This window comes from Streptomyces sp. NPDC006458 (genome assembly GCF_040612135.1).
GTDB lineage: Bacteria > Actinomycetota > Actinomycetes > Streptomycetales > Streptomycetaceae > Streptomyces.
On the sequence record NZ_JBEXPR010000008.1, the window covers coordinates 238117 to 264427 of the forward strand.

The 26311-nt window shown below is 72.5% G+C and carries 23 protein-coding genes, 4 pseudogenes and 1 riboswitch; of the genes and pseudogenes, 17 read left to right on the forward strand and 10 right to left on the reverse strand.

Annotated elements, in window-relative coordinates; translation table 11 throughout:
- Positions 1-85: 85 nt before the first annotated feature.
- On the reverse strand, positions 86-946 hold the full coding sequence (locus ABZZ79_RS13730; protein ID WP_356689118.1) for a MaoC/PaaZ C-terminal domain-containing protein: 861 nt from the start codon (positions 944-946) through the stop codon (positions 86-88).
- Positions 947-1298: 352 nt separating this feature from the next.
- On the opposite strand from ABZZ79_RS13730, the gene ABZZ79_RS13735 reads away from it, so the two are divergent.
- Complete coding sequence (locus ABZZ79_RS13735; protein ID WP_356689165.1) at positions 1299-1931, forward strand: response regulator transcription factor; 633 nt, start codon at positions 1299-1301, stop codon at positions 1929-1931.
- A gap of 106 nt (positions 1932-2037) precedes the next feature.
- On the opposite strand, the pseudogene ABZZ79_RS13740 reads toward ABZZ79_RS13735, so the two are convergent.
- Positions 2038-2783, reverse strand: a pseudogene (locus ABZZ79_RS13740) (class I SAM-dependent methyltransferase).
- A gap of 276 nt (positions 2784-3059) precedes the next feature.
- Between ABZZ79_RS13740 and ABZZ79_RS13745 the strand changes: the two are divergent.
- The 5 genes from ABZZ79_RS13745 (at position 3060) to ABZZ79_RS13765 (ending at position 8371) form a co-directional block, all read left to right on the forward strand.
- The gene (locus ABZZ79_RS13745) at positions 3060-4574 is read left to right on the forward strand and encodes an MFS transporter (protein ID WP_356689119.1); all 1515 of its coding nucleotides are present in this window, start codon (positions 3060-3062) and stop codon (positions 4572-4574) included.
- Between the two features lie 122 nt (positions 4575-4696).
- A complete protein-coding gene (locus ABZZ79_RS13750; RefSeq protein ID WP_356689120.1) occupies positions 4697-5347 on the forward strand; it encodes a class I SAM-dependent methyltransferase in 651 nt (216 codons plus the stop codon).
- 196 nt (positions 5348-5543) lie between these two features.
- Positions 5544-6500: an N-acetylmuramoyl-L-alanine amidase gene (locus ABZZ79_RS13755; protein ID WP_356689121.1), complete on the forward strand. Its 957-nt coding sequence runs from the start codon at positions 5544-5546 to the stop codon at positions 6498-6500.
- Positions 6501-6594: 94 nt separating this feature from the next.
- Positions 6595-7416, forward strand: a complete 822-nt coding sequence (locus ABZZ79_RS13760; protein ID WP_356689122.1) for a hypothetical protein — start codon at positions 6595-6597, stop codon at positions 7414-7416.
- 664 nt (positions 7417-8080) lie between these two features.
- Positions 8081-8371, forward strand: coding sequence for a hypothetical protein (locus tag ABZZ79_RS13765; protein ID WP_356689123.1), 291 nt, complete (start codon positions 8081-8083; stop codon positions 8369-8371).
- 302 nt (positions 8372-8673) lie between these two features.
- Here the strand turns inward: ABZZ79_RS13765 and ABZZ79_RS13770 are convergent, their stop codons facing one another.
- From ABZZ79_RS13770 to ABZZ79_RS13780, 3 genes are read right to left on the reverse strand one after another with little or no spacing between them, the layout of a single operon-like run.
- Positions 8674-9744 (reverse strand): prenyltransferase/squalene oxidase repeat-containing protein, encoded by a 1071-nt coding sequence (locus tag ABZZ79_RS13770; protein WP_356689124.1) that lies wholly within the window; start codon positions 9742-9744, stop codon positions 8674-8676.
- Positions 9741-10502, reverse strand: coding sequence for a class I SAM-dependent methyltransferase (locus tag ABZZ79_RS13775; RefSeq protein WP_356689125.1), 762 nt, complete (start codon positions 10500-10502; stop codon positions 9741-9743). The genes ABZZ79_RS13770 and ABZZ79_RS13775 overlap by 4 nt, the downstream gene beginning before the upstream one ends.
- Positions 10496-11893, reverse strand: coding sequence for a glycosyltransferase family 4 protein (locus ABZZ79_RS13780; protein WP_356689126.1), 1398 nt, complete (start codon positions 11891-11893; stop codon positions 10496-10498). Before ABZZ79_RS13780 ends, ABZZ79_RS13775 begins: the two co-directional genes overlap by 7 nt.
- A gap of 220 nt (positions 11894-12113) precedes the next feature.
- Between ABZZ79_RS13780 and ABZZ79_RS13785 the strand changes: the two genes are divergently transcribed.
- On the forward strand, positions 12114-12755 hold the full coding sequence (locus ABZZ79_RS13785; RefSeq protein WP_356689127.1) for a TetR family transcriptional regulator: 642 nt from the start codon (positions 12114-12116) through the stop codon (positions 12753-12755).
- 80 nt (positions 12756-12835) lie between these two features.
- A riboswitch (TPP riboswitch) is annotated at positions 12836-13018 on the reverse strand.
- Positions 13019-13187: 169 nt separating this feature from the next.
- Here ABZZ79_RS13785 and ABZZ79_RS13790 read toward each other — a convergent pair.
- Positions 13188-13451 (reverse strand): annotated as a pseudogene (locus ABZZ79_RS13790) (aldehyde dehydrogenase family protein); the annotation flags it as partial.
- Between ABZZ79_RS13790 and ABZZ79_RS13795 the strand changes: the two are divergent.
- From ABZZ79_RS13795 to ABZZ79_RS13830, 8 genes and pseudogenes are all read left to right on the forward strand, one after another.
- Positions 13441-13563: pseudogene (locus ABZZ79_RS13795) on the forward strand (MBL fold metallo-hydrolase); the annotation flags it as partial. The pseudogenes ABZZ79_RS13790 and ABZZ79_RS13795 sit on opposite strands and share 11 nt — an antisense overlap.
- 314 nt (positions 13564-13877) lie before the next feature.
- Positions 13878-15104, forward strand: a complete 1227-nt coding sequence (locus ABZZ79_RS13800; protein ID WP_356689128.1) for a prenyltransferase/squalene oxidase repeat-containing protein — start codon at positions 13878-13880, stop codon at positions 15102-15104.
- Complete coding sequence (locus tag ABZZ79_RS13805; RefSeq protein WP_356689129.1) at positions 15101-15784, forward strand: SCO2322 family protein; 684 nt, start codon at positions 15101-15103, stop codon at positions 15782-15784. Before ABZZ79_RS13800 ends, ABZZ79_RS13805 begins: the two co-directional genes overlap by 4 nt.
- A complete protein-coding gene (locus ABZZ79_RS13810) occupies positions 15777-16871 on the forward strand; it encodes an energy-coupling factor transporter transmembrane component T (protein WP_356689130.1) in 1095 nt (364 codons plus the stop codon). Before ABZZ79_RS13805 ends, ABZZ79_RS13810 begins: the two co-directional genes overlap by 8 nt.
- The gene (locus ABZZ79_RS13815) at positions 16868-18640 is read left to right on the forward strand and encodes an ATP-binding cassette domain-containing protein (protein ID WP_356689131.1); all 1773 of its coding nucleotides are present in this window, start codon (positions 16868-16870) and stop codon (positions 18638-18640) included. The genes ABZZ79_RS13810 and ABZZ79_RS13815 overlap by 4 nt, the downstream gene beginning before the upstream one ends.
- Entirely contained in the window at positions 18637-19497 is an 861-nt protein-coding gene (locus tag ABZZ79_RS13820; protein WP_356689132.1) for an ECF transporter S component, read from the forward strand. The genes ABZZ79_RS13815 and ABZZ79_RS13820 overlap by 4 nt, the downstream gene beginning before the upstream one ends.
- A gap of 326 nt (positions 19498-19823) precedes the next feature.
- Entirely contained in the window at positions 19824-20240 is a 417-nt protein-coding gene (locus ABZZ79_RS13825) for a transglycosylase SLT domain-containing protein (protein ID WP_356689133.1), read from the forward strand.
- Positions 20241-20395: 155 nt separating this feature from the next.
- Positions 20396-20568 (forward strand): annotated as a pseudogene (locus ABZZ79_RS13830) (steroid 3-ketoacyl-CoA thiolase); the annotation flags it as partial.
- Here the strand turns inward: ABZZ79_RS13830 and ABZZ79_RS13835 are convergent.
- A complete protein-coding gene (locus ABZZ79_RS13835) occupies positions 20552-20815 on the reverse strand; it encodes a DUF397 domain-containing protein (RefSeq protein ID WP_356689134.1) in 264 nt (87 codons plus the stop codon). The pseudogene ABZZ79_RS13830 and the gene ABZZ79_RS13835 sit on opposite strands and share 17 nt — an antisense overlap.
- Positions 20787-21623 (reverse strand): helix-turn-helix transcriptional regulator, encoded by an 837-nt coding sequence (locus tag ABZZ79_RS13840; protein ID WP_356689135.1) that lies wholly within the window; start codon positions 21621-21623, stop codon positions 20787-20789. The genes ABZZ79_RS13835 and ABZZ79_RS13840 overlap by 29 nt, the downstream gene beginning before the upstream one ends.
- A gap of 147 nt (positions 21624-21770) precedes the next feature.
- On the opposite strand from ABZZ79_RS13840, the gene ABZZ79_RS13845 reads away from it, so the two are divergent.
- Positions 21771-22166 carry an ATP-binding protein gene (locus ABZZ79_RS13845; protein WP_356689166.1) on the forward strand — a complete coding sequence of 132 codons (396 nt, stop codon included), beginning with the start codon at positions 21771-21773 and terminating at the stop codon, positions 22164-22166.
- 27 nt (positions 22167-22193) lie between these two features.
- Here the strand turns inward: ABZZ79_RS13845 and ABZZ79_RS13850 are convergent, their stop codons facing one another.
- Both ABZZ79_RS13850 and ABZZ79_RS13855 read right to left on the reverse strand, forming a co-directional pair.
- Positions 22194-23477 carry a M48 family metallopeptidase gene (locus ABZZ79_RS13850; protein ID WP_356689136.1) on the reverse strand — a complete coding sequence of 428 codons (1284 nt, stop codon included), beginning with the start codon at positions 23475-23477 and terminating at the stop codon, positions 22194-22196.
- A 96-nt stretch (positions 23478-23573) separates the two neighbouring features.
- Entirely contained in the window at positions 23574-25616 is a 2043-nt protein-coding gene (locus ABZZ79_RS13855) for a bifunctional glycosyltransferase 87/phosphatase PAP2 family protein (RefSeq protein ID WP_356689137.1), read from the reverse strand.
- A 483-nt stretch (positions 25617-26099) separates the two neighbouring features.
- Between ABZZ79_RS13855 and ABZZ79_RS13860 the strand changes: the two genes are divergently transcribed.
- Positions 26100-26267, forward strand: a complete 168-nt coding sequence (locus ABZZ79_RS13860) for a hypothetical protein (RefSeq protein WP_356689138.1) — start codon at positions 26100-26102, stop codon at positions 26265-26267.
- Positions 26268-26311 lie beyond the last annotated feature (44 nt).

The window sequence follows — 26311 nt, forward strand, 5'->3', positions numbered from 1 at the left end:
CCACGATCGCCGTCCGGCCCAGATGCGGTACGCCGCCACGGCCGCCGTCCGACTCAGGTGTGGCGCACCTTCACGATCGTCCGGCTCACGTGTGGTGCACGACCGTGTCCGTGAGGACCGGGGCGTCGCCCCGCTCGACGGCGGTGACCTCGGCCCGGACGACACCGCCGTCCTGCCGCCACAGACGGATGCGCAGGGTCTCGCCCGGGAAGACGACCCCCGCGAAGCGGGTGGCGTAGGAGCGCACGCGCGTCACCTCGCCGCCGAGCAGCGTGTCGACGGCCGCCTTCAGGGTCATGCCGTACGTGCACAGCCCGTGCAGGATCGGGCGGTCGAACCCGGCGGCCCTGGCGAAGTCGGGGTCGGCGTGCAGGGGGTTCCAGTCGCCGGAGAGGCGGTAGAGGAGGGCCTGGTCCTCGCGGACGGTCCGCTCCAGGACCCGGTCGGGCTGTCCGCTCGGCGGCGCCATCCGGGTGTCGGGGCCGCGGTCGCCGCCCCAGCCGCCTTCGCCGCGCACATAGATCTGGGCGTCATTGGTCCACAACGGCCCGTCGACGTCGGCCACGTCCGTGCGCAGCACCAGGATCGCGGCCTTGCCCTTGTCGTACACGGCGGCCAGAGAGGACGTGGTGGTTGCCTCTCCCGTGGCCGGGATGGGGCGGTGCACGGTGAGCACCTGGCCGCCGTGCAGCACCCGGGCGAGCTCGACCTCGATGCCGGGCAGGGACAGTCCGCTGATCACACCGGGCGCACCGGAACCGGCGACCGTGGCGAAGCTCGGCAGGACGTGCAGCCGGCTCTCCAGGGTGTAGCGCAGCTCGTCGGGGTCGGTGGCGGGCAGGCCCGCGCCGATGCCGAGGTGATAGAGCAGGACGTCCTTCGGGGTCCAGGCGATCGCACCGGAGCGGGGTTCGGCGGCGAGCGCCTTGGCGGCGTCGATGGGCATGGGGCTCCTGAGGGTCTGAGACCTCGGTGCGGACGTCCGCACCGTCGGCCGCACCGAGGTCGTCACGGGCGAACCTCGTGCCCCGACAGGCAACGTTCGCCCCGTCGCGCAAGCGTCACCTGCCGGGACACTAGAACGCGTTCCAGTCCGGCGACCTTTGTATAGCCCAGGGGCGTGCACTTGTGAAGGCTCCTGACGGCATGTCAGGTCCGGGTTGGGGGCGACCGGGTCATGGGCGAGCGGCCGGCGAGTCCGACAGGGCCCGGTGACGGCTTCCCGCTCGCGGCCGGACCGCCCGCCGCCGAAAGGCCTCGGACGAGCCCCGCCGACCTACTCTTGAACCGTGAACGAAATGCCCCGAGAGTACCGCCCGGTCAAGTCCGTCCGGGTGCTGCTCGCCGAGGAGCACGGCATGCTGCGCGGGGCGCTGGCGGTGCTGCTGGGCATGGAACCGGACTTGGACGTCGTCGCCGAGGTGGCGGCGGGGGACTCGATCGTGGACGCGGCGCTCGTGCACCGTCCCGACGTGGCCCTGCTGGACATCGAACTGCCCGGTATGAGCGGGCTGGACGCCGCGGCCGCCCTGCGCGACGAGGTCCCCGACTGCCGGGTGCTGATCCTCACCACCTTCGCCGGACCCGGCCGGCTGCGCCGGGCCATGGAGGCGGGCGCGGCCGGCTTCCTGGTGAAGGACGGTCCCGTGGAGGACCTGACGGCGGCGATCCGCCGGGTCCTGACCGGGGAGACGGTCATCGACCCGGCCCTGGCCGCCGCGGCCCACGACACCGGCCCCGACGCGCTGACGGCCCGCGAACGCGACGTCCTGAGAGCCTCGGCCGACGGCGCCACGGTCGCCGACATCGCCACGGCACTCCACCTGCCCGAGTCCGCCGTCCACGGCCATCTGTCCTCCGCGATCGGCAAGACGGCCACGCGCGACCGCGCGGAGGCCCTGCGCGAGGCCCGTCGGCAGGGCTGGCTCTGAGGAACGCGCCCAACAGCCCACGGCACCTCAGGGCACCACGGACGGCGCGCCGGCAGGGGGTGGATCCCGGACCTCGCCAGGACGCGACCCCGGGCCGAGGGGCGCCCTACGCCACCCCGCCCCGCCGGAACAGCCCCGTCCACAGGAAGTCCTCCCCGAAGCTGGGCGAGTCCTCCGGCTCGGCCCGCATCCGGCGCAGCTCCACCTCGGCGAGGTCGGCGAAGACCGCGCGCAACTGGCCGTCGGTGTAGGCCAGTCCACCGTGGAGGGCGCCCTGGCGGTAGAGGTCGGCGTCGGAGACCTCCGAACCCATGCCTCCGGCGGCGAAGCAGGTCAGGGTGAAGTGGCCACCGGGGGCCAGCAGCCGCTCCAGCAGGGCGAGATAGCCGATCCGGCGCTGCGGGGGCAGGTGGTGGAACATGCCCGAGTCGTGGATCAGGTCGTACGGTCCGGTCAGTTCCGTGACGGTGAGGCCGAACGCGTCGCGGCGGTGGAACCGCACCCGAGCGCCCGCCTCCCGCGCCCGCCCCTCGACGCCCTCCTCCCCGGACCCACCCCGACGCCCGCTTCCGCTTCTCCGGCCCGCCCCTCGACGCCCGCTTCCCCGGACCCCACCCCGACGCCCGCCTCCCCCGACCGCTCCTCGGCCCAGGCGATGGCGGCCGGGGAGATGTCGACGGCGTCCACGGTGGAGCCGCGCGAGGCGAGGTACAGCGCGTTGCGCCCCGGCCCGCAGCCGAGGTCCAGGGCACGGCCGCCCGCGGGGAGGAGTCCCCGGTCGAGCCAGGACACGAGGCTCTCGTCCGGCTTGGCCACGAAGAACGGCACCGGCCGCGAGCGGTCGGCGCCCACGCGTGCGTTCCGGGCCGGCCCGGAGCCTCGATTCTCTCGGTCGGCGGCTTGCCCGCGTCGCCCACCTCCCAGTCCGAACACTCCGCGTATATCACCCCATTCACCTCAAATCAGCACCCCCACCCACCCTCACCCACCCCCACTCGACCAAGAGAAGGTCAAGGATTCGTTAGGTACTCGAAACAACGGAATAGTTGCCCAAGCGCACCGGGTTCTCCATGCACGCAACTCCGAAGCGATCCCCTGACCCGCCCGTCGGCCTGGAGGCCCCACCCCATGTCCCACACGACGACCGAGCGGCCCGACGGCAGAGCTCCCGGCACCCCGGGCACTCCCCGCGCCCTCGTCCCCGTGCTCGCCTTCGCGGGCATCGTGGTCGCGGTGATGCAGACCCTGCTCGTCCCGGTCATCAAGGATCTGCCGCAACTGCTGGACACCGCGCCCAGCGACGCCACCTGGGTCCTGACCTCGACCCTGCTCTCCGGCGCGGTCGCCACCCCGATCATGGGCCGGCTCGGCGACCTCTACGGCAAGCGCCGCATGCTGGTCGCCAGCCTCGCCGTCATGGTCGTGGGCGCCCTGGTCAGCGCGGCCACCAGCACCCTGATCCCGATGATCGCCGGCCGTACGCTCCAGGGCTTCGCCATGGGCGCGATCCCCCTCGGCATCGGCCTGATGCGCGACATGCTGCCGCGCGAGCGGCTCGGCTCGGCGATGGCCCTGATGAGCTCCTCCATCGGCGTCGGCGGCGGCCTCGCCCTGCCCGCCGCGGCCCTGGTCGCGCAGCACACCGACTGGCACGTCCTCTTCTACGGCGCCGCGGGACTGGGCGCGCTGGCCATCGCCCTCACCCTGACCGTCGTACCGGAGTCCCCGACGCGGGCGAAGGGCTCCTTCGACCTGCCCGGCGCGCTCGGCCTCTCGCTCGGTCTGGTGCTGCTCCTGCTGCCGGTCACCAAGGGCAGCGACTGGGGCTGGTCGTCCACGACCACGCTCGGCCTGTTCGCCGCGTCGGTCGTGGTGCTGCTGCTGTGGGGCGTGTACGAGCTGCGCGCCAAGGCACCGCTGGTGGACCTGCGGACGACGGCCCGCCCGGCGGTGCTGTTCACCAACCTCGCCTCGATCATGGTCGGCGTCGCCTTCTACGTCGTCTCGCTCGTCCTGCCCCAGCTGCTCCAGCTGCCCGAGTCCACCGGCTACGGCCTGGGTCAGTCGATGGTCGTCGCGGGTCTGCTGGTGGCGCCGCTCGGCCTGACGATGATGTTCACCGCGCCCGTCTACTCCCGGCTGTCCGCGCGCTACGGCCCCAAGGTCACCCTGATCATCGGTCTGCTGATCATCGCGGTCGGCTACAGCGCCGGCCTCGGCCTGATGAGCGCCGCCTGGCAGGCCCTGGTGATCGCGGTCGTCCTCGGCGCGGGCATCGGCCTGGCCTACTCCTCGCTGCCCGCCCTGATCGTCGGCGCGGTCCCGGCCTCGGAGACGGGCGCGGCGAACGGCCTGAACACCCTGATGCGTTCCATCGGTACGTCCGTGTCCAGCGCGGTCGTCGGCATGGTGCTGGCCAACACCGCGAACACGGTGGGGGGTGTGGCGGTCCCCACGATGCACGGCTTCCGGGTCTCGTTCCTGATCGCGACCGCCGCCGTCGCCGTGGGCCTGCTGTTCGCCCTGTGCCTGCCGAAGCAGCGCGCCGCGGGGGACCACCGGCTGCGCGCGAGCAGCGAGGAGGACGCGGGCCCGGAGCGGGCGCGCCTGGCCGTCAAGGCCGATGAGTCGGTCACAGCGTAGAACCGGGCGGACGGGTTCCGCCGTCGCGTAAGCCGCGTCACACGCACCCCCTGTCGTCCCCACGGCAGGGGGTGCGGCAGCATAAGCCGCCTGACCTGTACGTACGACCGAAAGGGACCGGCATGGCCGCGGCCCCCCAGCCCGAGATCCTCGCCGCCTTCGAGGCCGCGAAGGGGTTCATGCCCGTCGACGAGGGGCTCGCGCTGTACGCGGCCGCGGTCGAGGCGGGGGCGCTGGGTCTGCCGCTGCTGGAGGTCGGCACGTACTGCGGGCGCTCCACGATCCTGCTCGCCGACGCGGCACGCGCGGCCGGGGTGAGCGCGCTCACGGTCGACCACCACCGCGGCAGCGAGGAGCAGCAGCCGGGCTGGGACTATCACGACCCGGAGACGGTCGACCCGGAGATCGGCCTGATGGACACGCTGCCGACGTTCCGGCGCACGCTGCATCGCGCGGGCCTGGAGGAGCACGTGGTGGCGCTGGTCGGGCGTTCGCCGCAGATCGCTGCCTTCTGGAACTCCCCGCTCGGCTTCGTCTTCGTCGACGGCGGTCACACCGACGAGCACGCGAGCGGCGACTACGAGGGCTGGGCCCCGCATGTCGCCGAGGGCGGTCTGCTGGTCATCCACGACGTGTTCCCGGACCCGGTGGACGAGTTCACCGGCCAGGCCCCCTACCGCGTCCACCTGCGCGCGCTCGCCTCCGGCGCGTTCACGGAGGTCTCGGCGACGGGCTCGCTGAGGGTGCTGCGCCGCACGGGCGCGGGGATCTGAGGCGTCCAGAGTTCAGGGATGGCGGCGGCGAACTTTGCCATAGGAAGAGGAAGTAGCCGCGGCCTTCGCACCTGGACGCCGCCACCGTAGTACGCCGCGGCCGGGCCCCGCCTCCCATTTACTCCGCCGACGCTGCGGGTCACCGCCGGTCGGCCGCTACCGGCACCTGGATTGAGCGGCGGTTAGGGTGGCAGGCGTGTCGTACACAGGTCCCGGATTCGAACCGACCCCGCCGCGCCGTCGGCACCGCCCCTTGACCGTCGCCCTCGCGGCGCTGGTGCCGGGCGCGCTGCTGGGCTGGCTGGTGTACGAGACGACGGCCTCGGACGGCGGCGACCCGCAGCGCGCGGCGGCCTCGTCCAGCCCCGCCGCGACCCCGGGCGCCAAAACACGCGCCGCGTCCCCGGCCCCCGGCGACGAAGCGTCCGGCCCCGACGACGCGACACCGAGCCCCTCGGCGACCGCGGCGAATCCCTCGGGCCCCCTGGCGGGCAAGGTCGTGGTGATCGACCCCGGCCACAACGCGGGCAACTTCCGGCACACCACCGAGATCAGCCGCAAGGTCGACATCGGCACGGCGCGCAAGGAGTGCGACACCACCGGCACCTCCACCGACTCCGGTTACACGGAGGCCACGTTCACCCTCGACGTGGCCCACCGGCTGCGCACGCTCCTGCAGCAGCAGGGCGCGACCGTGAAGCTCACGCACGACGGGGACCGGCCGTACGGCCCCTGCATCGACGAGCGCGCCCGGATCGGCAACCAGGCGAAGGCGGATGCCGTGGTGTCGATCCACGCGGACGGCTCGGGGACCGGCAACCGTGGCTTCCATGTGATCCTGCCGAAGGCCGTCCACGCGGGCGCCGCCGACACCCGCCCGATCGTCGACTCCTCGCGCGATCTCGGCGAGCGCGTCGCGGGCAACTTCGTCCGCGCGACCGGCAGCGCGCCCTCCAACTACGTGGGCGACGGCACCGGTCTCGTCACACGTGAGGACCTGGGCGGTCTCAATCTCTCAACAGTTCCCAAGGTGTTCATCGAGTGCGGCAACATGCGCGATAGCAAGGACGCGGCGCTGCTCACCAGCGGCGCGTGGCGGCAGAAGGCCGCGCGGGGGATCTCCGAGGGAATCGTGAGTTTCCTGCGGGGGTGATGACAGCGGCCGTGATCCGGGCGGACGCCCTGATCGTTCGGACGATAGTGTCATCGCTGCCGATGACGAGACGACGACTGACGAAGGACAAGTAGTGAATATCCGCTCCCTCACTCGGGGCGACGGCGTGGTGATCGGAGCAGCGGTGTTGCTGTTCATCGCGTCGTTCCTCGACCTGTACTCGATCGATGGCGCTCCCGACAGCCTGGACATCCCCAGCCTGTGGAGCAGCGGGCCGGTCCTGATGAGTGTGATCCTCGCCGGCCTCGCCGGCGCGGCGCTCGTCGTCGTCTCCCGGGGGCTTCCGCAGGTCCCGAAGGTCGCCGGCCTCGACCTCGGCCAGTTCGGTGTCGCGCTGACGGTGTTCGCCGCGTGGAGCGCGCTGGGCAACGTCTTCGACCCGGCCGGCGGCGCCGACAACTTCGGTGGCGGCGGCGACGGCACGAGCGCGGGCACGGGCCTGATCATCGCCCTGATCGCCACCTTGCTGATGGCCGCCGCGGCCGTGGCCGCCCCGCAGGTCCCGGCCCTGAAGGCCGCCCTCGTCGGAGCCCCCCGCCCCGCCGCCCCCCAGCCCTACGGCGGCGGCCAGCCCTCCGGTGGCTACGGCTACCCCGGTGCCGGTCAGCCGCAGCAGGCGCCGTACGGCGGTCAGCCGCAGCAGCCCCAGCAGCCCTTCGGCGGCCAGCCGCAGGCGGCTCCGCAGCCCGCGGGCGGGGACTTCTCCCCGTTCTGGTTCGCGGTTCCGGTGCCGCGTCCGCTGTTCGCCGAGGACGGCTCGCAGACGCCGATCGCCGAACTCGCCCCGGGTACCTGGTACCTGGCCGTCGAGCAGCGCGGCGGGACCCTGGTCGCGCAGACGCAGGACGGCCGTCGCGGTGTCCTTCAGGACACCAGCGGCATCCAGCGCGGCTGACGCGCGTCCCACGGTCTCGGCCCCTCGCCCTTCCGGGCGGGGGGCCGCTGTCGTACAGTCGCAGCCCTGTGGCGACGCCGGCCTTCACGAGCGTGTCGGCGTAGGCGCGGAAGGTGCCGAGCACCAGCGGGGTGACGAAGGGCCGGACGGAGCGCACCGAGCGGTTCTGCCGCTCCAGGATCAGCTTGGCGGCGGGCTGTCCGGACGGAAAGACGACGTCCATCCCGTCCAGGGACTGGGTGGCGATCCCTCGGGAGCCGAGCCGGTGGATGTCCACGCGGATGCCGTGCCTGAGTAACAGCCGCTGCACCTGCGGATCACGGAAGAAGTCCGACTTCGACGCCATCCTCGCCTCGACGGTCGTGATCCGTTCGAAGGGCCGTGCCATGTTGCCCGAGACGAACAGGGAGATCAGCCCGCCCAGCGCCAGCGGCAGCGCGAGGCGGACATGCCGGGGCACCCGGCGCCTGCGTATCTGACGCGTGGTAAGTCTGGGCTCCTCAAAGGGACTTGCTCCGGCCTCGGACAACGGCCCTCCTGCCACTCAAGGGGTGAGGATCATCAGCGACCGCCCCGAACGCAAGGGCGGAAGGGCCAACTCCAGGGGAACGCACGGCGAAGGGCCAACGGGTTTCGAACGGCCGGGTGAGGCAACCCGGAGGGTATGTCCCCTCGATATGGCAGCGCCAATCAAGCCGGCCGGGTCATCGCGATCGTGGCCGACGTCATGGCCTTCATCCTCGGCCTGTGGATCCTGATGTACCTGCTGGACGCCAACCCGTCCAACAGTTTCGTCCAGTTCATCCACGACACCGCGCACTGGCTGGCCGGCTGGTCCCATGACCTGTTCACCTTCGACGAGGCCTGGGCCCGAGTCGTCGCAGGCTACGGCCTGGCGGCAGTCGTCTACCTCTTCGTGGGCCACGCCATCGCGAACAGGGTCCACCGCCACTGAAACGCCGCCTCTCGGGCGCGCGGGGAACCGCGCGAAGAACCCCAACCACCCCGCACCCACCAACCCACGGAGACAACCGCCTCCCCAGGGTCGCGGGGAACCGCGCGAAAAGCCCCAACCACCCCGCACCCACGAACCCACAGGAACGACCGAGCTCTCAGGGGCGCGGGGAACCGCGCGAAGAACCCCAACACCCCGCACCCACCAACCCACAGGAACGACCGAGCTCTCAGGGGCGCAGGGAACTGCGCGAAAAGCCCCCCACAACCCGCGCCCACGAGACCCCGGCAGCGACCCGGCCGTCAGCCACAACAGTCGGGGTCGAGCCCCGCGGGCAACCGCTCCCCGGAGAACACCGCACACGTCGCCTCGTGCCCCCCGAGCGCCGCGACGGCCAGCAACAACGACCCCGCGGTCCAACTCGTCAGCTCACGAGGCCAGATCGCGTCGTCCTCGAAGACGTACCCGGTCCAGTACAGCCCGCTCTCCGCATCCCGGAGATGCTGAATGGACTTCAGCACCTCAAGCGCCCGGTCAGACTCCCCCGTCGCCCACAGCGTCAGCGCCAGCTCACAGGACTCGCCCCCGGTGACCCAGGGGTTGGGGACCACACACCGCACGCCCAGTCCGGGCACCACGAACCGGTCCCAACCCTCCTCCACCCGCGCCTTGGCTTCCGCCCCGGTCAACGCACCACCCAGCACGGGGTAGTACCAGTCCATCGAGTAGCGGTCCTTGTCCAGGAACCGCTCCGGATGCCGCCGGATGGCATGCCGCAGCGCGCCGACAGCCAACTCCCAGTCCGGTTGGGCCTCTTCGCGCTGATCGGCGATGGCGAGCGCACACCGCAGGGCCTGGTGGACGGAGGAGGACCCGGTGAGCAGCGCGTCGGCCGTCGGCGTTCCGTCGTCGTCGCGACGCCAGCCGATCTGTCCGCCCGGCTGCTGAAGGCGCAGCACGAACTCGACCGCCGCGTAGACGGTCGGCCACATGCGGTCCAGGAAGACATCGTCCCCGGTGGACAGATAGTGGTGCCACACACCGACGGCTATGTAGGCGACGAAGTTGGTCTCGCGCCCGCGGTCGGTGACGTCGTCGAACGCCCCGTCCGCGTAGGCCGCGTACCAGGACCCGTCCTCGTTCTGGTGCCGGGCGAGCCAGTCGTAGGCCCGTTCCGCCGCCTCGTGCTCGCCGGCCGCGTCCAGGGCCATCGCGGCCTCGGTGTGGTCCCACGGGTCGAGGTGGTGGCCGCGGAACCACGGGATCGCCCCGTCCTCGCGCTGCACGGCGAGGATGCCGGCGACGGTCGCGGCGGCCTGCTCGGCGGTGAGGACCCCGGGCAGGACGAGGTGTTCCGTCCGGGGAGTGGTCACTCGCCGGCCGCCTCGGTGCCGTCGGTGCCCTCGGTGACGCGCGGCAGGTGCGGCTTGGTCGCGTACGCCACGAAGCTCTTGCCGATCAGCGGGTTCAGCGCCTGCTCGGCGACCCGCGTGGCCAGCGGCTTCTTCATGATGTCCCAGACCAGCAGCTTGTGGTACGCCCGCACCGGCAGCGCCTTGTCGTTGTCCACGCCGAACGCGCACTTCAGCCACCAGTACGGCGAGTGCAGCGCGTGCGCATGGTGGGTGCCGTACGGCTTGAGGCCGGCCTCGCGGATCTTCGTGAGCAGTTCGTCCGCCTTGTAGATGCGGATGTGACCGCCCTCGACCTCGTGGTACGCGTCGGAGAGGGTCCAGCAGATCTTCTCGGGGCCGTAGCGCGGCACGGTGACGGCGATACGGCCGCCCGGCCTGAGCACACGGACCATCTCCGCGAGGACGCCCTTGTCGTCGGGGATGTGCTCCATGACCTCGGAGATGATCACGACGTCGAAGGACTCGTCGGGGAAGGGCAGGGCGAGGGCGTCGCCCTCCATCGCGGTGGCGGTGGCCCCCTCGGGCGCCTCCCCGGCCTCCTTCATCGCCGCGAACCACTTGGCGACCTCGCGGATCTCCTCACCGTTCTGGTCCAGCGCCACGACCTGGGCGCCGCGCCGGTAGCACTCGAACGCGTGCCGGCCGGCACCGCAGCCGAGGTCCAGAACGCGGTCGCCCGGGGCGAGCGGGAACCGGGAGAAGTCGACGGTCAGCACGTGGCCCTGCTTTCGGGGGTCGAGACTGCTTCTGCTTGTGGGGCCGCGGAGCGGACCCCGGCGCGGGAGAGGGCGATGGCCTCGCGGTACCGGGCGGCCGTGCCTTCCGCGGCGCGGGCCCAGGTGAACTTCGACAGCACGCGCTCGCGGCCGGCCGCGCCCAGCCGGGTCCTCAACTCCGGTTCGTTCAGCAGCCGTACGAGGGCGGCGGCCAGGGCCCCCGCGTCGCCGGGCGGTACGGCGAGGCATGTCTCGCCGTCCTTGCCCGCGACCTCCGGGATGGCCCCGCCGGTCGTCGCCACCAGCGGCGTCGCCGTGGCCATGGCCTCGGCGGCGGGAAGGGAGAAGCCCTCGTAGAGCGACGGCACGCAGGCCGCCTCCGCGGAGCGGACGAGGTCGACGAGTTCCGCGTCGGAGATGCCCTTGACGAACTCGACGGCGCCTTCGAGGCCGTAGCGCTCGATCGCCGTCGCGACGGGCCCTCCCGTGGGCCGCTTGCCGACGACGACGAGATGGGCGCCCGGGTGTTCCGTACGGACCTTCGCGAGGGCCTCGACGAGGTACACCAGGCCCTTGAGCGGGACGTCCGCGCTGGAGGTGGTGACGATCCGGCCGGGCACGCGCGGCACGGAGGGATCGGGCGAGAACAGGTCGGTGTCGGCGCCGATGTGGACGACATGGATGCGGTCCTGACGGACGCCGAGGTGGTCGACGATCTCCTGGCGCGAGGTGCCGGAGACGGTGAGCACGGAGGGCAGCCGCCGGGCGACGCGCTTCTGCATACGGGTGAAGGCGTACCAACGCCGCACCGAGTAGCGCCGCTTCCAGCCGTCAGCCGCGTCCAGCTCCAACTGCCGGTCGACGGTGATGGGGTGGTGGATCGTGGTGACGAGCGGCGCGCCGACGTCGCCCAGCAGGCCGTAGCCCAGGGTCTGGTTGTCGTGCACGACGTCGAACTCCCCGCGGCGGGCGCGCAGATGGCGGCGGGCGCGCAGGGAGAACGTCAGCGGCTCCGGGAAGCCGCCGGTCCACATGGTCCCGACTTCCAGGGCGTCGATCCAGTCGCGGTACTCGTCGCGCCCCGGGGTGCGAAAGGGGTCGGGCTGGCGGTACAGGTCGAGGCTGGGCAGCTCGGTGAGCGGCACGCCCTCGTCGAGGACGGGGTAGGGCTGGGCGCCGATGACCTCGACGCTGTGACCGAGACGGGCGAGTTCACGCGAGAGGTGGCGGGTGTAGACGCCCTGGCCGCCGCAGAACGGGTTTCCCTTGTACGTGAGGAGTGCGATCCGGAGCGGTCGCTCTTCCCCGTTCCCGGCTTCGCTCGAACGGGAGGGACCCCCACCGGCGGCAAGCCCCGCCGAGGGGCCCGCCTGACTGGCCTCAGCGGTCACTCTGGGTCCCCTTCTGCCTGCACTGTCCCGCGAGATTACGCGGGACGCTAATCTAGAACAAGTTACAGACTTGATCGTTCAAGAGGATCCGAATCTACCGGCAGGTAGCCCTGCTGTGAGAAGTGGATCAGGTGATTCACGCCACGGCCGAAGCCTGGCATGCTGCCTCCGATCACTCCTTCTCCCACCCCTCCTCACCGACTGTCACGGAACGGGATCCATGCCTGCGGAAACCAAGCCGGCCAAGGTGGAAGCCGGTGACGCGCGCCAGCCGTCCGCGCCGTTGACCGAGCGGCAGCGGGCGCGGCGGCGGCGCATCCTGCACGCGAGTGCGCAGCTGGCCGGCCGGGGCGGTTTCGACGCGGTGCAGATGCGCGAGGTGGCGGAGTCCTCCCAGGTCGCCCTGGGCACCCTCTACCGCTATTTCCCCTCCAAGGTGCATCTGCTGGTCGCCACGATGCAGGACCAGCTGGAGCACATGCACGGCACGCTGAAGAAGAAGCCGCCGACGGGTGCGACCGCCGCCGAGCGGGTGGCGGAGACGCTGATGCGGGCCTTCCGTGCCCTCCAGCGCGAGCCCCACCTCGCCGACGCGATGGTCCGTGCCCTCACCTTCGCCGACCGCAGCGTCTCCGCCGAGGTCGACCAGGTCTCCCGCCAGACGACGGCGATCATCCTCGACGCCATGGGCCTGGACTCCCCGACCCCCGCCCAGCTCTCCGCCGTCCGCGTCATCGAGCACACCTGGCACTCGGCCCTCATCACCTGGCTCTCCGGCCGCGCCTCCATCGCCCAGGTGAGGATCGACATCGAGACGGCGTGCCGCCTGATCGACGTGACGGCGCCGGAGAACGAGGACTGAGCGCACGGCGGAACCCACGAGGACCGAGCGCACGAGCGGGCCGGCAGGGACCGAGCGCACAGCCGGACCGGCGCACGGAAGAACCTACGAGACGGGTTCCCTTCGCCGGTATGGTCCGGATCAGGTGCTGGGGGTCGCCGTCCGGCCCGACTGCTGCCTTCCGGCCTCTCAGCCCGGACCGTCGACGTCGGCAGCGGCGTAAGCGTGTGACGCTGCTTTCCGCCGAGTCGGCTACTCCGGTTCGGGCTCCCTCACTCGCCTCGTAGGCCAATAACAGGATAGAACGCCCAGGGCCGGACAGACCCTCCCGAAGTGAAGATTTTTTCCGGCCGCACGGGCGGCGGCCGCTCCCCCACTACTGCTCCGGCACTCCTCCACTACCGCTCCGGCACTCCTCTACTACTCCTCCGTCGCTCCTCCGGCGGGACACCACTACTCCTCCGGCGGGAACACCACCTCCCCGTTCCCCGCCAGCGTGAGCGCGATCGCCTCCACAGGACAGTTCTCCACGGCCGCCGGCACCCCCTCGTCCGCGTCGAACTCGCGTCCCAGGCCGCTGTTCTTGTAGCCGCCGAAGGGCCCGAGCATGTCGAGACTGAAGGTGTTGACGGAGTAGGTGCCGGTGCGGACGCGGCGAGCGACCTCGATGCCCCGCTCGGTGTCCGCCGTCCACACGCTGCCGCGGATCCCCCACGGCTCGCGCACCATCGCCGTCTCGGAGGCCGAGGCCCATGTGCGCCACCTGGTGAAGCAGGGGCGCGCGGAGCCGGTCGCGGGGAGCGAACCGGTGGCCTACCTCGCCGTGTGACGCGCACGTGTGACAGGCGCCCCATGGCCGCTTCCGTACGGGCCGGTAAGGTAGCGGCGTCGTCATCACACCCGTACGGGGGGAAGCCGGTGCACATCCGGCACTGACCCTCCCCCAGTGCCTCAAGGGCCTGGGAGGTACCCCCACCGTGAGCAGCGAAGCCCGCGAGCCGGACTGCCCCGCGACGGATTCGTGACCGGCTCGCGTGCGTCGGCAGCCCGTCGCCGCACGGCACCGTCGAGGTATACGGAGCCGAGCCGCCCGGGGTCGTCCCGTGCTGCCCGGCTCCCCTAGGGGAGAGGCACCCTCCGATCATGATCGTCCGCCGCAGCACAGCGGCCCTGGCCGCCGCCGTCGCCGTACTCGGTGCCGCCGTGCCCGCCGCAGCCGCCCCCTCGCCGTCGCCGTCGGCGCAGCTCCCCGACGGCCTGTACGGCACCGGCGACCCGACCTACGACGGTGTCTGGCGGCAGTCGCTGACCCTGCTCGCGCAGACCGAGCAGAACGTGGTCCCCGCCGACAAGGCCGTCGACTGGCTGACCGGGCAGCAGTGCGCGAACGGCGCGTTCGCCTCCTACCGCCCCGACCCGGCGAAGGCGTGCGACGCCAAGACCGTGCTCGACACCAACGCCACGGCCGTCGCCGTCCAGGCCCTCGGCGCCACCGGCGGCCACGAGGAGGCCGCGGGCAAGGCCGTCACCTGGCTGAAGTCGGTCCAGAACAAGGACGGCGGCTGGGGCTACAACCCCGGCGGCGCCAGCGACGCCAACTCCACCTCCGTCGTCGTCGGTGCCCTGGTCGCCGCGGGCGAGCAGCCCGACAAGGTGGTCAAGGGCGGCAAGTCCCCCTACGACGCCCTGCTCACGCTCGCCCTGCCCTGCGCGGGCAAGGACGCCGGCGCCTTCGCCTACCAGCCCGACAAGAGCGGCAAGCTGTTCGCCAACGCCGACGCGACCGCCGCGGCCGTCATGGGCTCCCTGGGCGAGGCCCTGGCCGGGACGAACGCCGGTGACGACAAGGCCTCGCCGTCCTGCGCGAAGCCCGGCGACCGCGAGCAGGCCGCCCGCAACGGCGCCTCCTACCTCGCCGGTGCCCTGGCCAAGGACAAGCACCTGATGTCCTCGATGCCCGGCGCCGAGGACCAGCCCGACTTCGGCAACACCGCCGACGCGGTCGTCGCCCTGGCCGCCGCCGGCTTCGGCGAGCAGGCCGCCGCCTCCGCCCACTGGCTGGAGTCCAACGCCCTGCCGTGGGCCGAGCAGAGCGGCCCCGCCGCCTACGCGCAGCTCGTCCTGGCCGCCCAGGCCGGCGGCATCGACCCTCGCGCTTTCGGCGGCAAGGACCTGGTCTCCCTGCTGAACGCCACCGGCCCCGCTCCCGCGGAGGCGGCCGAGAGCCCGAGCGCGACGCCCTCCGAGACGCGGAAGGACAAGGACGACACGGACGACGGCGTCAGCGTCTGGTGGATCGTCGGCGTGGGCCTCGTCGGCGGCATCGGCATCGGCTTCCTGATCAGCGCCCGCCGGAAGCCCCAGCCGTGACCCTCGGGGCCGTTCAGCCGTCCAGGAAGGCCTGGTTCCTCCCGGCCTTCCTGGCCGCGCTCCTGCTCACCCTCACCGTCGCGGCCCAGTCCGCGCACGCCACCGGATACCGCTACTGGTCCTTCTGGGACCGCGACGGCGCCCGCTGGGTCTACGCCACCCAGGGCCCGGCCACCGCCCGCCCCTCGGACGGCGACCTGCAGGGCTTCCGGTTCGCGGTCAGCGAGGACTCCCAGGACGCCGACCAGCCGCGCGGCGAGGCCGACTTCGCGACGATCTGCGCGGACACCCCCGCGCGGGACGGCAGGAAGCGCGTCGCGCTGGTCCTCGACTTCGGCACACCGGCCGACGCCCCTTCCGGCGAGAGGCCGCCGCCCGCCCGCACGGCGTGCGCGAGCGTCGACCCGGACGCGACGACCGCCGAGGCCCTGGCCGCCGTGGCCAAGCCCCTGCGCTACGACACCAACGCCCTGCTCTGCGCCATCGCCGGATACCCGCGACAGGGCTGCGGCGAGCAGGTGTCGGCGCGGGAGCGGCCCGCGGCCGGGACGACGGACGGGAAGCGGACCGGCGCCGGGAAGGCCGAGGACGACGGACCGTCCCTCGGTCTCGTCGCCGGTGTCGGCGTGGTCGTGCTGCTCGGCGCGGCCGCGCTCTGGCGGGCCCGCCGCCGTGCCTGACCGGACGGCCGGCCCGCTGCACCCCGGTGCGTGGTGGCTGTGGGCCCTGGGACTGGGCACCGCGGCCACCCGCACCACCAACCCCCTGCTGCTCGCCCTGCTCGTCGCCGTCTCCGGCTATGTCGTGGCGGCCCGCCGCCCCGACGCCCCCTGGGCGCGTTCCTACGGTGCCTTCGCCAAGCTCGCGCTCGCCGTGATCGGCGTCCGGCTGCTGTTCGCGGTGTTCCTCGGCTCCCCCGTCCCGGGCACTCAGGTCCTCATCAGGCTCCCCGAAGTGCCCCTGCCCGACTGGGCGCAGGGCATCCGCCTGGGCGGCAAGGTGACCGCCGAGGGCCTGGTCTTCGCCCTGTACGACGCCCTGCGGCTGGCCGCGCTGCTCATCTGCGTCGGCGCCGCGAACGCCCTGGCCAACCCGGCCCGGCTGCTGAAGTCCCTGCCGGGCGCGCTGTACGAGACCGGTGTCGCCGTCGTCGTCGCCCTGACCTTCGCCCCGAACCTGATCGCCGACGTCCAGCGGCTGCGCGCCGCCCGCCGGCTGCGCGGCCGCCCGGACCGGGGCGTCCGCGGACTGCTGCACGTCGGACTGCCGGTGCTGGAGGGCGCGTTGGAGCGTTCGGTCGCCCTCGCCGCCGCGATGGACTCGCGCGGCTACGGCCGTACGGTCCGCGTCCCCGCGGCGGTCCGCCGTACGACGGCGGCGCTGACGGTCGCCGGGCTGCTGGGCGTGTGCGCGGGGATGTACGGCCTGCTGACCGCGGCGGGCGGCTACGGCGTACCCGTGCTGCTCGCCGGGCTCGGGGCCGCGGTCGCCGGACTCCGGCTGGGCGGCCGCCGCACCCCGCGCACGCGCTACCGCCCCGACCGCTGGGACGTACGGGCCTGGCTGGTCGCGGGCTCGGGCGCGGCGGTGGCCGCGCTGCTGTCCGTGGCGGCCACCCGCCTCCCCGACACCCTGCACCCCGGGGTGATCCCGCTGGTCGCCCCCGAACTGCCCGTCTGGCCCGCGGCGGCCTGTCTGCTGGGCCTGCTGCCCGCGTTCGTCACTCCGCCCCCGTACTCGCCGAAGTCCCCCGAGGAGCCGTCGTGATCCGCTTCGAGGATGTCTCCATCACGTACGAGGGCGCGGCCGGACCCTCGGTGCGCGGCGTCGACTTCGAGGTTCCGGAGGGCGAACTCGTCCTGCTGGTGGGCCCGTCGGGCGTGGGCAAGTCCACGGTCCTCGGCGCGGTGGGCGGCCTGGTCCCGCACTTCACCGGCGGCACCCTGCGCGGCCGGGTCACGGTCGCGGGCCGCGACACCCGTACGCACAAGCCGCGCGACCTCGCGGACGTGGTCGGCACGGTCGGCCAGGACCCGCTGTCCCACTTCGTGACGGACACGGTGGAGGAGGAACTCGCCTACGGCATGGAGTCGTTGGGCCTCGCCCCGGACGTGATGCGCCGCCGCGTGGAGGAGACCCTGGACCTGCTGGGCCTGGCCCCGCTGCGCGACCGTCCCATGGCCACGCTGTCCGGCGGGCAGCAGCAGCGGGTCGCCATCGGCTCGGTGCTCACGGCCCACCCGAGCGTCCTCGTCCTGGACGAGCCGACCTCGGCACTGGACCCGGCGGCGGCCGAGGAGGTCCTCGCCGTCCTCCAGCGCCTGGTGCACGACCTGGGCACGACGATCCTGATGGCCGAGCACCGCCTGGAACGGGTCGTCCACCACGCCGACCGCATCCTGCTGCTCCCGTCCCCGGGTGCCGCGCCGGTCCTCGGCACCCCGGCGGAGGTCATGGCCGTGTCCCCCGTCTTCCCTCCGGTCGTCGGCCTGGGCCGTACGGCGGGCTGGTCGCCGTTGCCGCTGACGGTCCGGGACGCCCGGCGCAGGGCGGCCGAGCTGCGCGAACGGCTGCGCGGCCAGGAGCCGGGACCGGCCCGCGAGCACCCGGTCGGGCAACAGCGGGCCCGCGACCCCGGAACCGGGACAGTCCCCGCCGCCCTCGACGCGCCGGCACTCGCCGCCCCGGCCCCGGCCCCCCGCACCCTTCTCCGCCTCTTCGCCGGACGCGGGGCCGCCGCCCGGACCGCCGCGAAAACGACCGGCACCGCCCCCGGCCCCGCCTCCCCCGTCGCCGAGGCCCGCGCCCTCGCCGTACGCCGTGGCCGCGTCCGCGCCCTGCGCAAGGTCGACCTCACCGTCACCCCCGGCGAGACCGTCGCCCTGATGGGCCGCAACGGAGCCGGGAAGTCGACGCTGCTCTGCGCGCTGGTCGGTCTGGTCGAGCCCGAGTCGGGCACCGTCCGCACCGGCGGGGCCACCCCGCACCGCACACCCCCGCGCGAACTGGTCCGCCGGGTCGGCCTGGTCCCCCAGGAGCCGCGGGACCTGCTCTACGCCGACACCGTCGCGGGCGAGTGCGCGCAGGCGGACCGGGACGCCGGGGCCGGGCCGGGCACCTGCCGCGCCCTGGTGTCGGAGCTGCTGCCGGGTGTCCCGGACGACGCCCACCCGCGCGACCTCTCGGAGGGCCAGCGTCTCTCCCTGGCACTGGCAGTGGTCCTCACGGCACGCCCGCCCCTGCTCCTGCTGGACGAGCCGACCCGGGGCCTGGACTACGCGGCCAAGGCCCGACTGATCACCCTGCTGCGCGGCCTCGCGGCCGAGGGCCACGCGATCGTGCTGGCCACCCACGATGTGGAGCTGGCGGCGGAGCTGGCCCACCGGGTGGTGCTGCTGGCGGACGGCGAGGTGATCGCGGACGGCCCGGCCCAGGAGGTGGTGACCTCCTCCCCTTCCTACGCTCCCCAGGTGGCGAAGATCCTCGCCCCGCAGAAGTGGCTGACCGTGGCCCAGGTGAGAAGGGCCCTCGGATGACCATCGCACGGACGATCCGGCCCCGGACGACCCCCCGTGCCTCCCCCCAGGCCCGCGCCGTCCGCCTCGGCCCTCGCTCGAAGGCGTCCCTCGCCCTGGTGAGCGCCATCGGCGTGGCCGCGCTGACCTGGCCCTTCTTCGCCCCGCCGAAGTCCGCGGCGGTGGCCCACGCCCAGGACGCCCCCTGGCTGTTCGCGGGCGTCCTCGCACTGCTGGTCCCGGTGGTCGCGGCGACGATCGCGGAGTCCGGCCTCGGCCCCAAGGCCGTCGCGATGCTCGGCATGCTGGCGGCCACGGGCGCGGCCCTGCGGCCGATCGGCGCGGGTACGGCCGGTATCGAGCCGATGTTCTTCCTGCTGGTCCTCAGCGGCAGGGTCCTCGGTCCGGGCTTCGGCTTCGTCCTGGGCTGCGTGACGATGTTCGCCTCGGCCCTGCTGACGGGCGGGGTGGGGCCCTGGCTGCCGTACCAGATGCTCACGATGGGCTGGTTCACGATGGGCTCGGGCTTCCTGCCGGGCGCGGACCGGCTGCGCGGCCGGGCCGAGATCCTGATGCTGACGGCGTACGGCTTCGTGGCCGCCTTCGGCTACGGCACGCTCATGAACATGGCGGGCTGGACCTTCATGAGCCCGCGGACGACGACCATCGCCATGGACGCCGACGCGGGCCCCGCCGCGAACTTCGTCCGTTTCCTCGCCTACTGCCTGGCCACCTCACTCGGCTGGGACCTGGGCCGGGCCCTGTGCACCCTCGTTCTCACGCTCGCCCTCGGGCCCACCCTCCTCAAGGCCCTCCGCCGGGCCACCCGCAGGGCCGCTTTCGAGGCCCCGGTCACATTCGACGGCCCCGCTGGGTGAAGGTCCGCGCACCGGGTGTCACACAGCTGGTGAAGCAGCCCACATGACTCACATCACCAACGAGGTCCCATAGTAGACAAACTAGGTCATCATGAGCATGTCATAACCTGCCCTGCGCTGCGCATTGAGAGCCACGTCACACGGGGGACCCTCACCGCGGATGCGACCACAACTAGTAAATGGGGTCATTGCGGACGTCCGCCGAGCCTGTTTCTCTGGATGACGTCGCACGGCGCCGACAAGCCCACGGGCCTCGGCGCCGACGCATGTCCCGGACATACACGGGAGTGCCGCGACGGACATGCCCCCGAAGAAAAGGTCCTGTTTTGTCTCTCGCCACCATCCGCCGCGCCCTGTCCCCCAAGAAGGCCCTCGCGACCGCCGCCGCCGTCGGCACCGCCGCGGGCATCGCGCTGACCGCGGCCCCCGCCCAGGCCGCCACCACGGTCTCGCCTAACCAGGCTCAGGCGATCGCGAAGAAGATGATCCCGAACGCCGCGCAGTACAACGCGTTCGCGAAGATCGTCGAGCACGAGAGCGGCTGGGACGTGGACGCCACCAACCCCTCCTCCGGCGCCTACGGCCTGGTCCAGGCCCTGCCCGGCTCCAAGATGGCCGCGGCCGGCTCCGACTGGAAGACCAACGCCGCCACCCAGATCGAGTGGGGTCTGGACTACATGAACTCCCGCTACGGCTCCCCCGTCGGCGCCTGGAACTTCTGGCAGGCCAACGGCTGGTACTGAGCCGACCGTGCCGGCTGCGTCAGCGGCACAAGCACCACCAGCATCACGAGCGGCAGCAGCACCCAGATCTGCGCACCCTCCCCACCGCTCACGTGACGGCGGCGGCCCCCGATCCCCGGGGCCGCCGCTTCCGCGTTTTCCGGGGGTGTTCACGCCGGGTCAACGTGAACGGCGGTGGGATCGCGCTGGGTCACCCGGTGGGGGCGACCGGAGCGCGACTGATCACCACCGCCCGCACGAACTGGAGCGCACGGACAAGGAGTTCGCGCTGATCACCATGTGCGCGGGCGGCGCGCTGGCGACCGGCACGATCATCCAGCCGCTGTAGCCGCCCACTTGGTGAACGCCGTGAACACCGCGGGCCTGAGGGTGAGAGTCGGGCCCGCGGGGTTCTTGGAGTCGCGGACGGCGACAGCGGAGGGGCATTCGGCGACTTCGAGGCAACTGCCGCCCTGGTCGCCGCTGTACGAGGACTTGCGCCAGGCCAGGGCGCCGATCGGAGCGCATTCGACGCAGTTGCCGCCCTGATCACCGCTGTAGCTGGACTTACGCCACTGAATCGCTTGGTTCCGCATAGCGTTCCTCCATCACTCGCCGGATCAGCTCCGCCGAATCCTTCAGGGAGAGGGCGGCGGCCCGGAGATGATCGTAACGGAGTGAACAGTCCTTGACGGTGTCTGGATTTGCGGTCGGGTGGCCGCTGCCGTAGCCCTCTGTGTAGACGATGGCTGGGTCGCTGACGAAGCGGAAGAGGTCGAAAGAGCCTTGCAACCCCGCGTGAACACCGGCCTCGTGCGGCAGGATCTGGACGTTGATCAGAGGGTTCTCCTCGAAGCTCAACAGGCCAGCGAGTTGATCACGCATGACCTTCGACCCTCCCAGCCTAGGAAGCAGTGCCCCCTCATTGATGACGGCCCAGAAGACCGGAGGCGCCTCCTTCTCGAAGATTCGCTGGCGCGACAGCCGCGCGGCGGTGCGGTCATCGAGGAGCGTCTGATCCAGCGCACCGAGCACTGCGCGAGCGTAGGCCTCCGTCTGAAGTAGACCGTGCACCAAATGCGTGTGGAACGTACAGATCTCAACCGCCCGCCGCTCCAGCTCCGCAACCTGCTGAAACCACACGGGTAGTTGAGACCGCAACACCAGATCGACGAGCCGTGACAGCAAACCACCCGTCCCGAGGGCCACATCCACCCGCTCGCTGAACTCCGGCGTAGGCACCTTCCGGGCGGTCTCGATCTGGCCGATGAGCGACCCCGTGTAGCTGACGATCTCGCCGAGCTGCCGTTGCGTGAGCCCGGCCGCCTCGCGGTGTCTGCGCAGCTCGAAGCCGTAGTAGTCGAGCGGCGAGGCGCCCGGGTCCAGGACGTTGATGTGCGTCACGCGCAGCTCCCCTCATGTACAACAGCGCTCACCGCGAGCCCCGTTGTATCCGTTCGGTAGCCCAGCGTAGTCACCGCAGGCCAGCCTCGTCCCGTGAACGAATACATTCCCCCCACCCTCCTGGCCCCGTACAGCCCCCACTACCGCATGAGCCTCATGGTGGGTGAGCACTCCGCGGGCCCGATCCGCCGTATCGCCCGCTCGCTGCTTATGGAGTGGGGCATGGCGGCGCTGACGGACGCGACCGAACTGGCCCTGACGGAGCTGGTCGCGAACGTCGTACGGCATGTCCCGGACCGTCGCTGCACGCTGCTGATCCTGCGGCGGCCGGATGGCGTACGGGTGGAGGTGACGGACGGGAGCACCGAACTGCCCGAACAGCGGCCGCGGTTCCCGCTGGACAGCGAGTCGGGGCGCGGTCTGCACCTCGTCGGGGCGGTGACGGACAAGTGGGGCGTGTGTCCGGCGCCGGGCGAGGGCAAGACGGTGTGGTTCCAGTGCGAGGTCCGGCCGGAAGCGGACGACGAGGGCGCGCCGGTGTGACGGGCGCCCTCGCCGTCCGGACGGGGGTCAGTGGCCGTCGAGCCCGTCGCGTACCAGCTCACGGGCCACGCGGGCGCGGGCGTCGGCGAGTTCGGCGGCGATGCGGGCCTCGCGCTCCGGGTCCGCGGTGACGGTCGCGGGCAGGGGTGTGCCCTGGAGGAGACGGCGGCGGCGCAGATGGGTCGGCGGGTGAGTGGAGTCGACGCTGTGGCCCCGGCGTTCACCGACCCGGCGGCGACGCTCGTACTCGGACTCGGGGATCTCGCCGACGCGCGCGGCGAGTTCCTCCCACAGGCCCTGCCCGGCGTCCTGGGCCCGTCGGCGGGCGGGCCCGCCCATGCGCCGGGCGTTGACCTCGCGGCGGAGGTTGATCTCGACCGACTCGGAGACGAGGAGCCGGTCCATCAGCCCGGCGGCCGCCTCGCTGGAGGCGGCCTTCGCGGCGACGGAGTCGGCGAGGTACTCGCCGCGCTGGGTGGCCCGTACGGCGAGCAGGTCGAGGACGGCGAGAAGGCCGCCCACGAGGAGCCGGAACGGGATGACCGCGATGTTCGTGAGCATCTGGAGCCAGCCGGTGGCCTCGACCGGGGCGAAGTAGTGGTGCCAGAGGGCGAGCGAGCGGTAGGCCGAGCCGACGACGAGGCCGTGCCGGGTGTCGCCGCCGACGAAGTGGCCGAGTTCATGGCCGAGCAGGGCGATGCGCTGCTGCGGGGTGAGGGCGGACCACAGTGGCAGTCCGAGGGTGAGCATGCGGCGGCGCGGGCCGAGGCCGTTGACGGAGGCGTTGATGTCGGCGTCGACGACGACGGCGTCCACGCCGCGTGTGCCGACGACCTGCCCGACCTGGTCGATCAGCCCGAACAGCTCGGGGGCGTCGGGGCGCCGCAGCACGATCCCGTCCTTGGGCAGCCGCCCGAGCCGGGGCCGCAGGCTCCAGGCGATGAGGAGCAGCAGGGCTCCGCCGACCATCCCGAAGCCGCCGAGCCCGGTGACGAGCAGCCACAGGCCGTAGGCGGCGAGGGCGAGGGTGACGGCGTGGACGGCGAGGGCGAGGCCGTAGGAGAGCACTCCGAAGACGTCGAGCCCCCGGCTCTCGCCGCCCTGCCCGCTGACGTCGTCGAGCAGCCGCTCCCCGTGCCGGGCGGCCATCTCCCGCCGGACCCGCTCAAGGCGGCCGACGGGTTCGTCCTTCTGCCCCGGATCGACGTTCCAGTCGCAGGCGGCGCACCAGACGGTGAACCGTCCGTCGACCACGATCTCGGCTCTGCACTCGGGACACGCCTGAAGCGCTCCCTCATCGACGGCACGCACGCGCGTACCCCCCTCTTCCCAGGCCCTCCCCAAGGGCCCTCTGTACATGACAGCCCGTAGCTGATCACAGTCGGGAGCGTGAGGTAAAACCCGTGCTCAGCCCGGCGCCCCGTCCTTGACCAGCTCCCGCTCGTCGACGGGCGCCGGCGCGGCCACCCGCGCCCGCGGTCCCTGGAAGACGTAGGCCAGTGCGAAGCCCGCGCCCACGACGGCCGCGCCGCCTGCCGCGTCCAGCACCCAGTGGTTGCCGGTCGCGACGATCGCGGAGACCGTGAACAGCGGATGGAGCAGGCCCAGCGCCTTCATCCAGGCCCGGGGCGCGACGATCGCGATGACCAGGCCGCACCACAGGGACCAGCCGAAGTGCAGGGAGGGCATCGCCGCGTACTGGTTGGTGAGGGCGGTCAGGGTGCCGTAGTCCGGCTGGGAGAAGTCCTGGACGCCGTGCACGGTGTCGATGACGCCGAGCTCCGGCATCAGCCGGGGCGGGGCGAGCGGGTAGAGCCAGAAGCCGACCAGGGCGAGCAGTGTGATCAGGCCGAGGGTGGAGCGGCCCCAGCGGTAGTCGACCGGGCGGCGCCAGTACAGGACACCGAGCACGGTCAGCGGCACCACGAAGTGGAACGACGTGTAGTAGAAGTCGAAGAACTCCCGCAGCCAGCCGGCCTTGACCACCGCGTGGTTCACGGCGCGCTCGATGTCGAGGTGCAGGAACCGCTCCAGCGACAGGATCTGCTCGCCGTGGTGCTCGGCCCGCGCCCGCCCCGCCTCGTTGGTGCCGCCGGTCGCCGCGAGCCGCACCTTTTGGTAGGCGGCGTAGGTGACGCGGATGAGCAGCAGCTCCAGCAGGAGGTTGGGCCGGGTCAGCACGCGGCGCAGGAAGGGCAGCAGCGGGACGTTGCGGAAGCGGGCCGGGACCTGGGGGGCGTACCGGGTCCGGACCGGCTCCTGGTAGTACGGCGAGGTCCGGGAGAGGAAGGGGAGGAGGGCCGCCGCGGCCAGGGCCGCGAACAGGACCATGTTGTCCCGCAGCGGGTACAGAGAGGCCATGTTCGGCAGCATCATCCTCGCCGGGAGCGTCATCACCAGCACGACGGCCACCGGCCAGACATAGCGGTCCGAGGCCCGCTTGCCGACCCGTCCGACCACGGTGAGCAGCACCCACAGCAGCTGGTGCTGCCAGGCCGTCGGCGCGACCACGATCGCCGTACAGCCCGTGATCGCCACGGCGAGCAGGAGCTGTCCGTCGCGGGCGTAACGCACGGCCCGGCGCAGGCCGAGGACGGCGACGGCGGCGCCCAGCGCCAGGAACAGCGCGATCTCCAGCGGCCCGGACAGGCCGAGCCGCAGCAGGGCGCCGTGCAGGGACTGGTTGGCGAGCGCGTCGGCCTTGCCGCCGAGGCCCACGCCCGCCATGTGGTGCACCCAGTAGGTGTAGGAGTCGTGCGGCATGGCCGCCCAGGCGAGCGCGGTGACCCCGGCGAAGGTGACACCGGCCGTGGCGGCGGCCCGGCGGCGCTCGGTGAACCACAACAGCGGCGCGAACAGCAGCAGGGTCGGCTGGAGGGCGGCCGCGAGGCCGATCAGGACACCGCCCGCCCGCTCACCGCGTATGGCGAAGCAGCCGAGCAGGACGAGCAGGACCGGGATGATGCTGGTCTGGCCGAGCCAGAGGGTGTTGCGTACCGGCAGGGACAGCATGAGCAGGCAGATCGCCACGGGCGCGGCGAACAGCGAGGTCCGGCGGCCCGCGGGCTGGGGCAGCGCACGGGCGGCGACCAGGCCGAGCGCGACGACCAGCAGCAGGGTGCCGAACGTCCAGCCCCAGCCGAGGGCCTCTTCCGCCGAACGGGTGAGCGGCTTGAGGACCAGGCCGCCGAAGGGTGTGCCGGTGAAGCGGGTGGAGTCGTAGAGCGAGCCCTGGACGTGCAGGACGCCCTCAGGGCCCACCCAGGTCTCCAGGTCCGTCAGCCGCTCCCCGCGGGGCGAGCCGACGACCACGGCCATCTGCCGTACGGCGAGGACGAGGGCGACCATCCACAGGCCGAGCCGGGCCGCGCGCAGGCGGGCCCCGGCCGGGCCGACGGCTGTCGCTCCGAAGGCTTCCGCCGGTCGCCCGCTGTGCTCCGCATTCGCCACGCCTCGTCGGCCTCCCGCCCCGTACGCCCCACGTGTCTCGTGGGTGAGGTGTCCTCCGCGAACCCAAGGGGTGCGCACCACCCCCGGGAGAGACGCAGGCTACCCCCGCTTCGCCTGACGTCCGTCTCGTTTTGTCCGGATGACGATAGTCGGGCGGGGATTCGACCGCCTCCGCGGAGAGCGTCCCGATCGCCGAGAAGTGCCCTCCCAGCGGGAACCGGATCTTGGGCGGGGCCGTCGCACATGGGGGTAGACGGCGGCTGCACGGAGGGCTGGGGGATGGCCGATTTCCGCTTCGATTTCCTGTTCGAGTGGGCACGCGCGTGCGTGCGGGTGACGCCGCGGGCACGCGCGCGTGTGCCTGCGCCTGCGGGCGGGGGCTCGCGGGTGCGTGCGTCCGGAGGCGGGGGCTCGCGGGTGCGTGCCCGGACGGCCGCCGGGGCGGGGGGCTCGCGGGCTGCGACGGACGGCACGTTCCGCCAGGTGATCCACGAGGACCGGCTGCGCACCGTCGCGGGCGTCCCGGCGTGGCTGTTGACGGTCGGCGGGGTGCTGGTGCTGTCGGCCGCGGGCGCCGTACTTCTCCTGAGGCCGGGAAGGCGGCGGGCGTCCGCGCGCACGCCCGGCGCGGCGGAAACGCCAACGACGTGAAATCGGCGGTGCGGGAAGCGTCCTCCGACTAGATTCGCAGACAC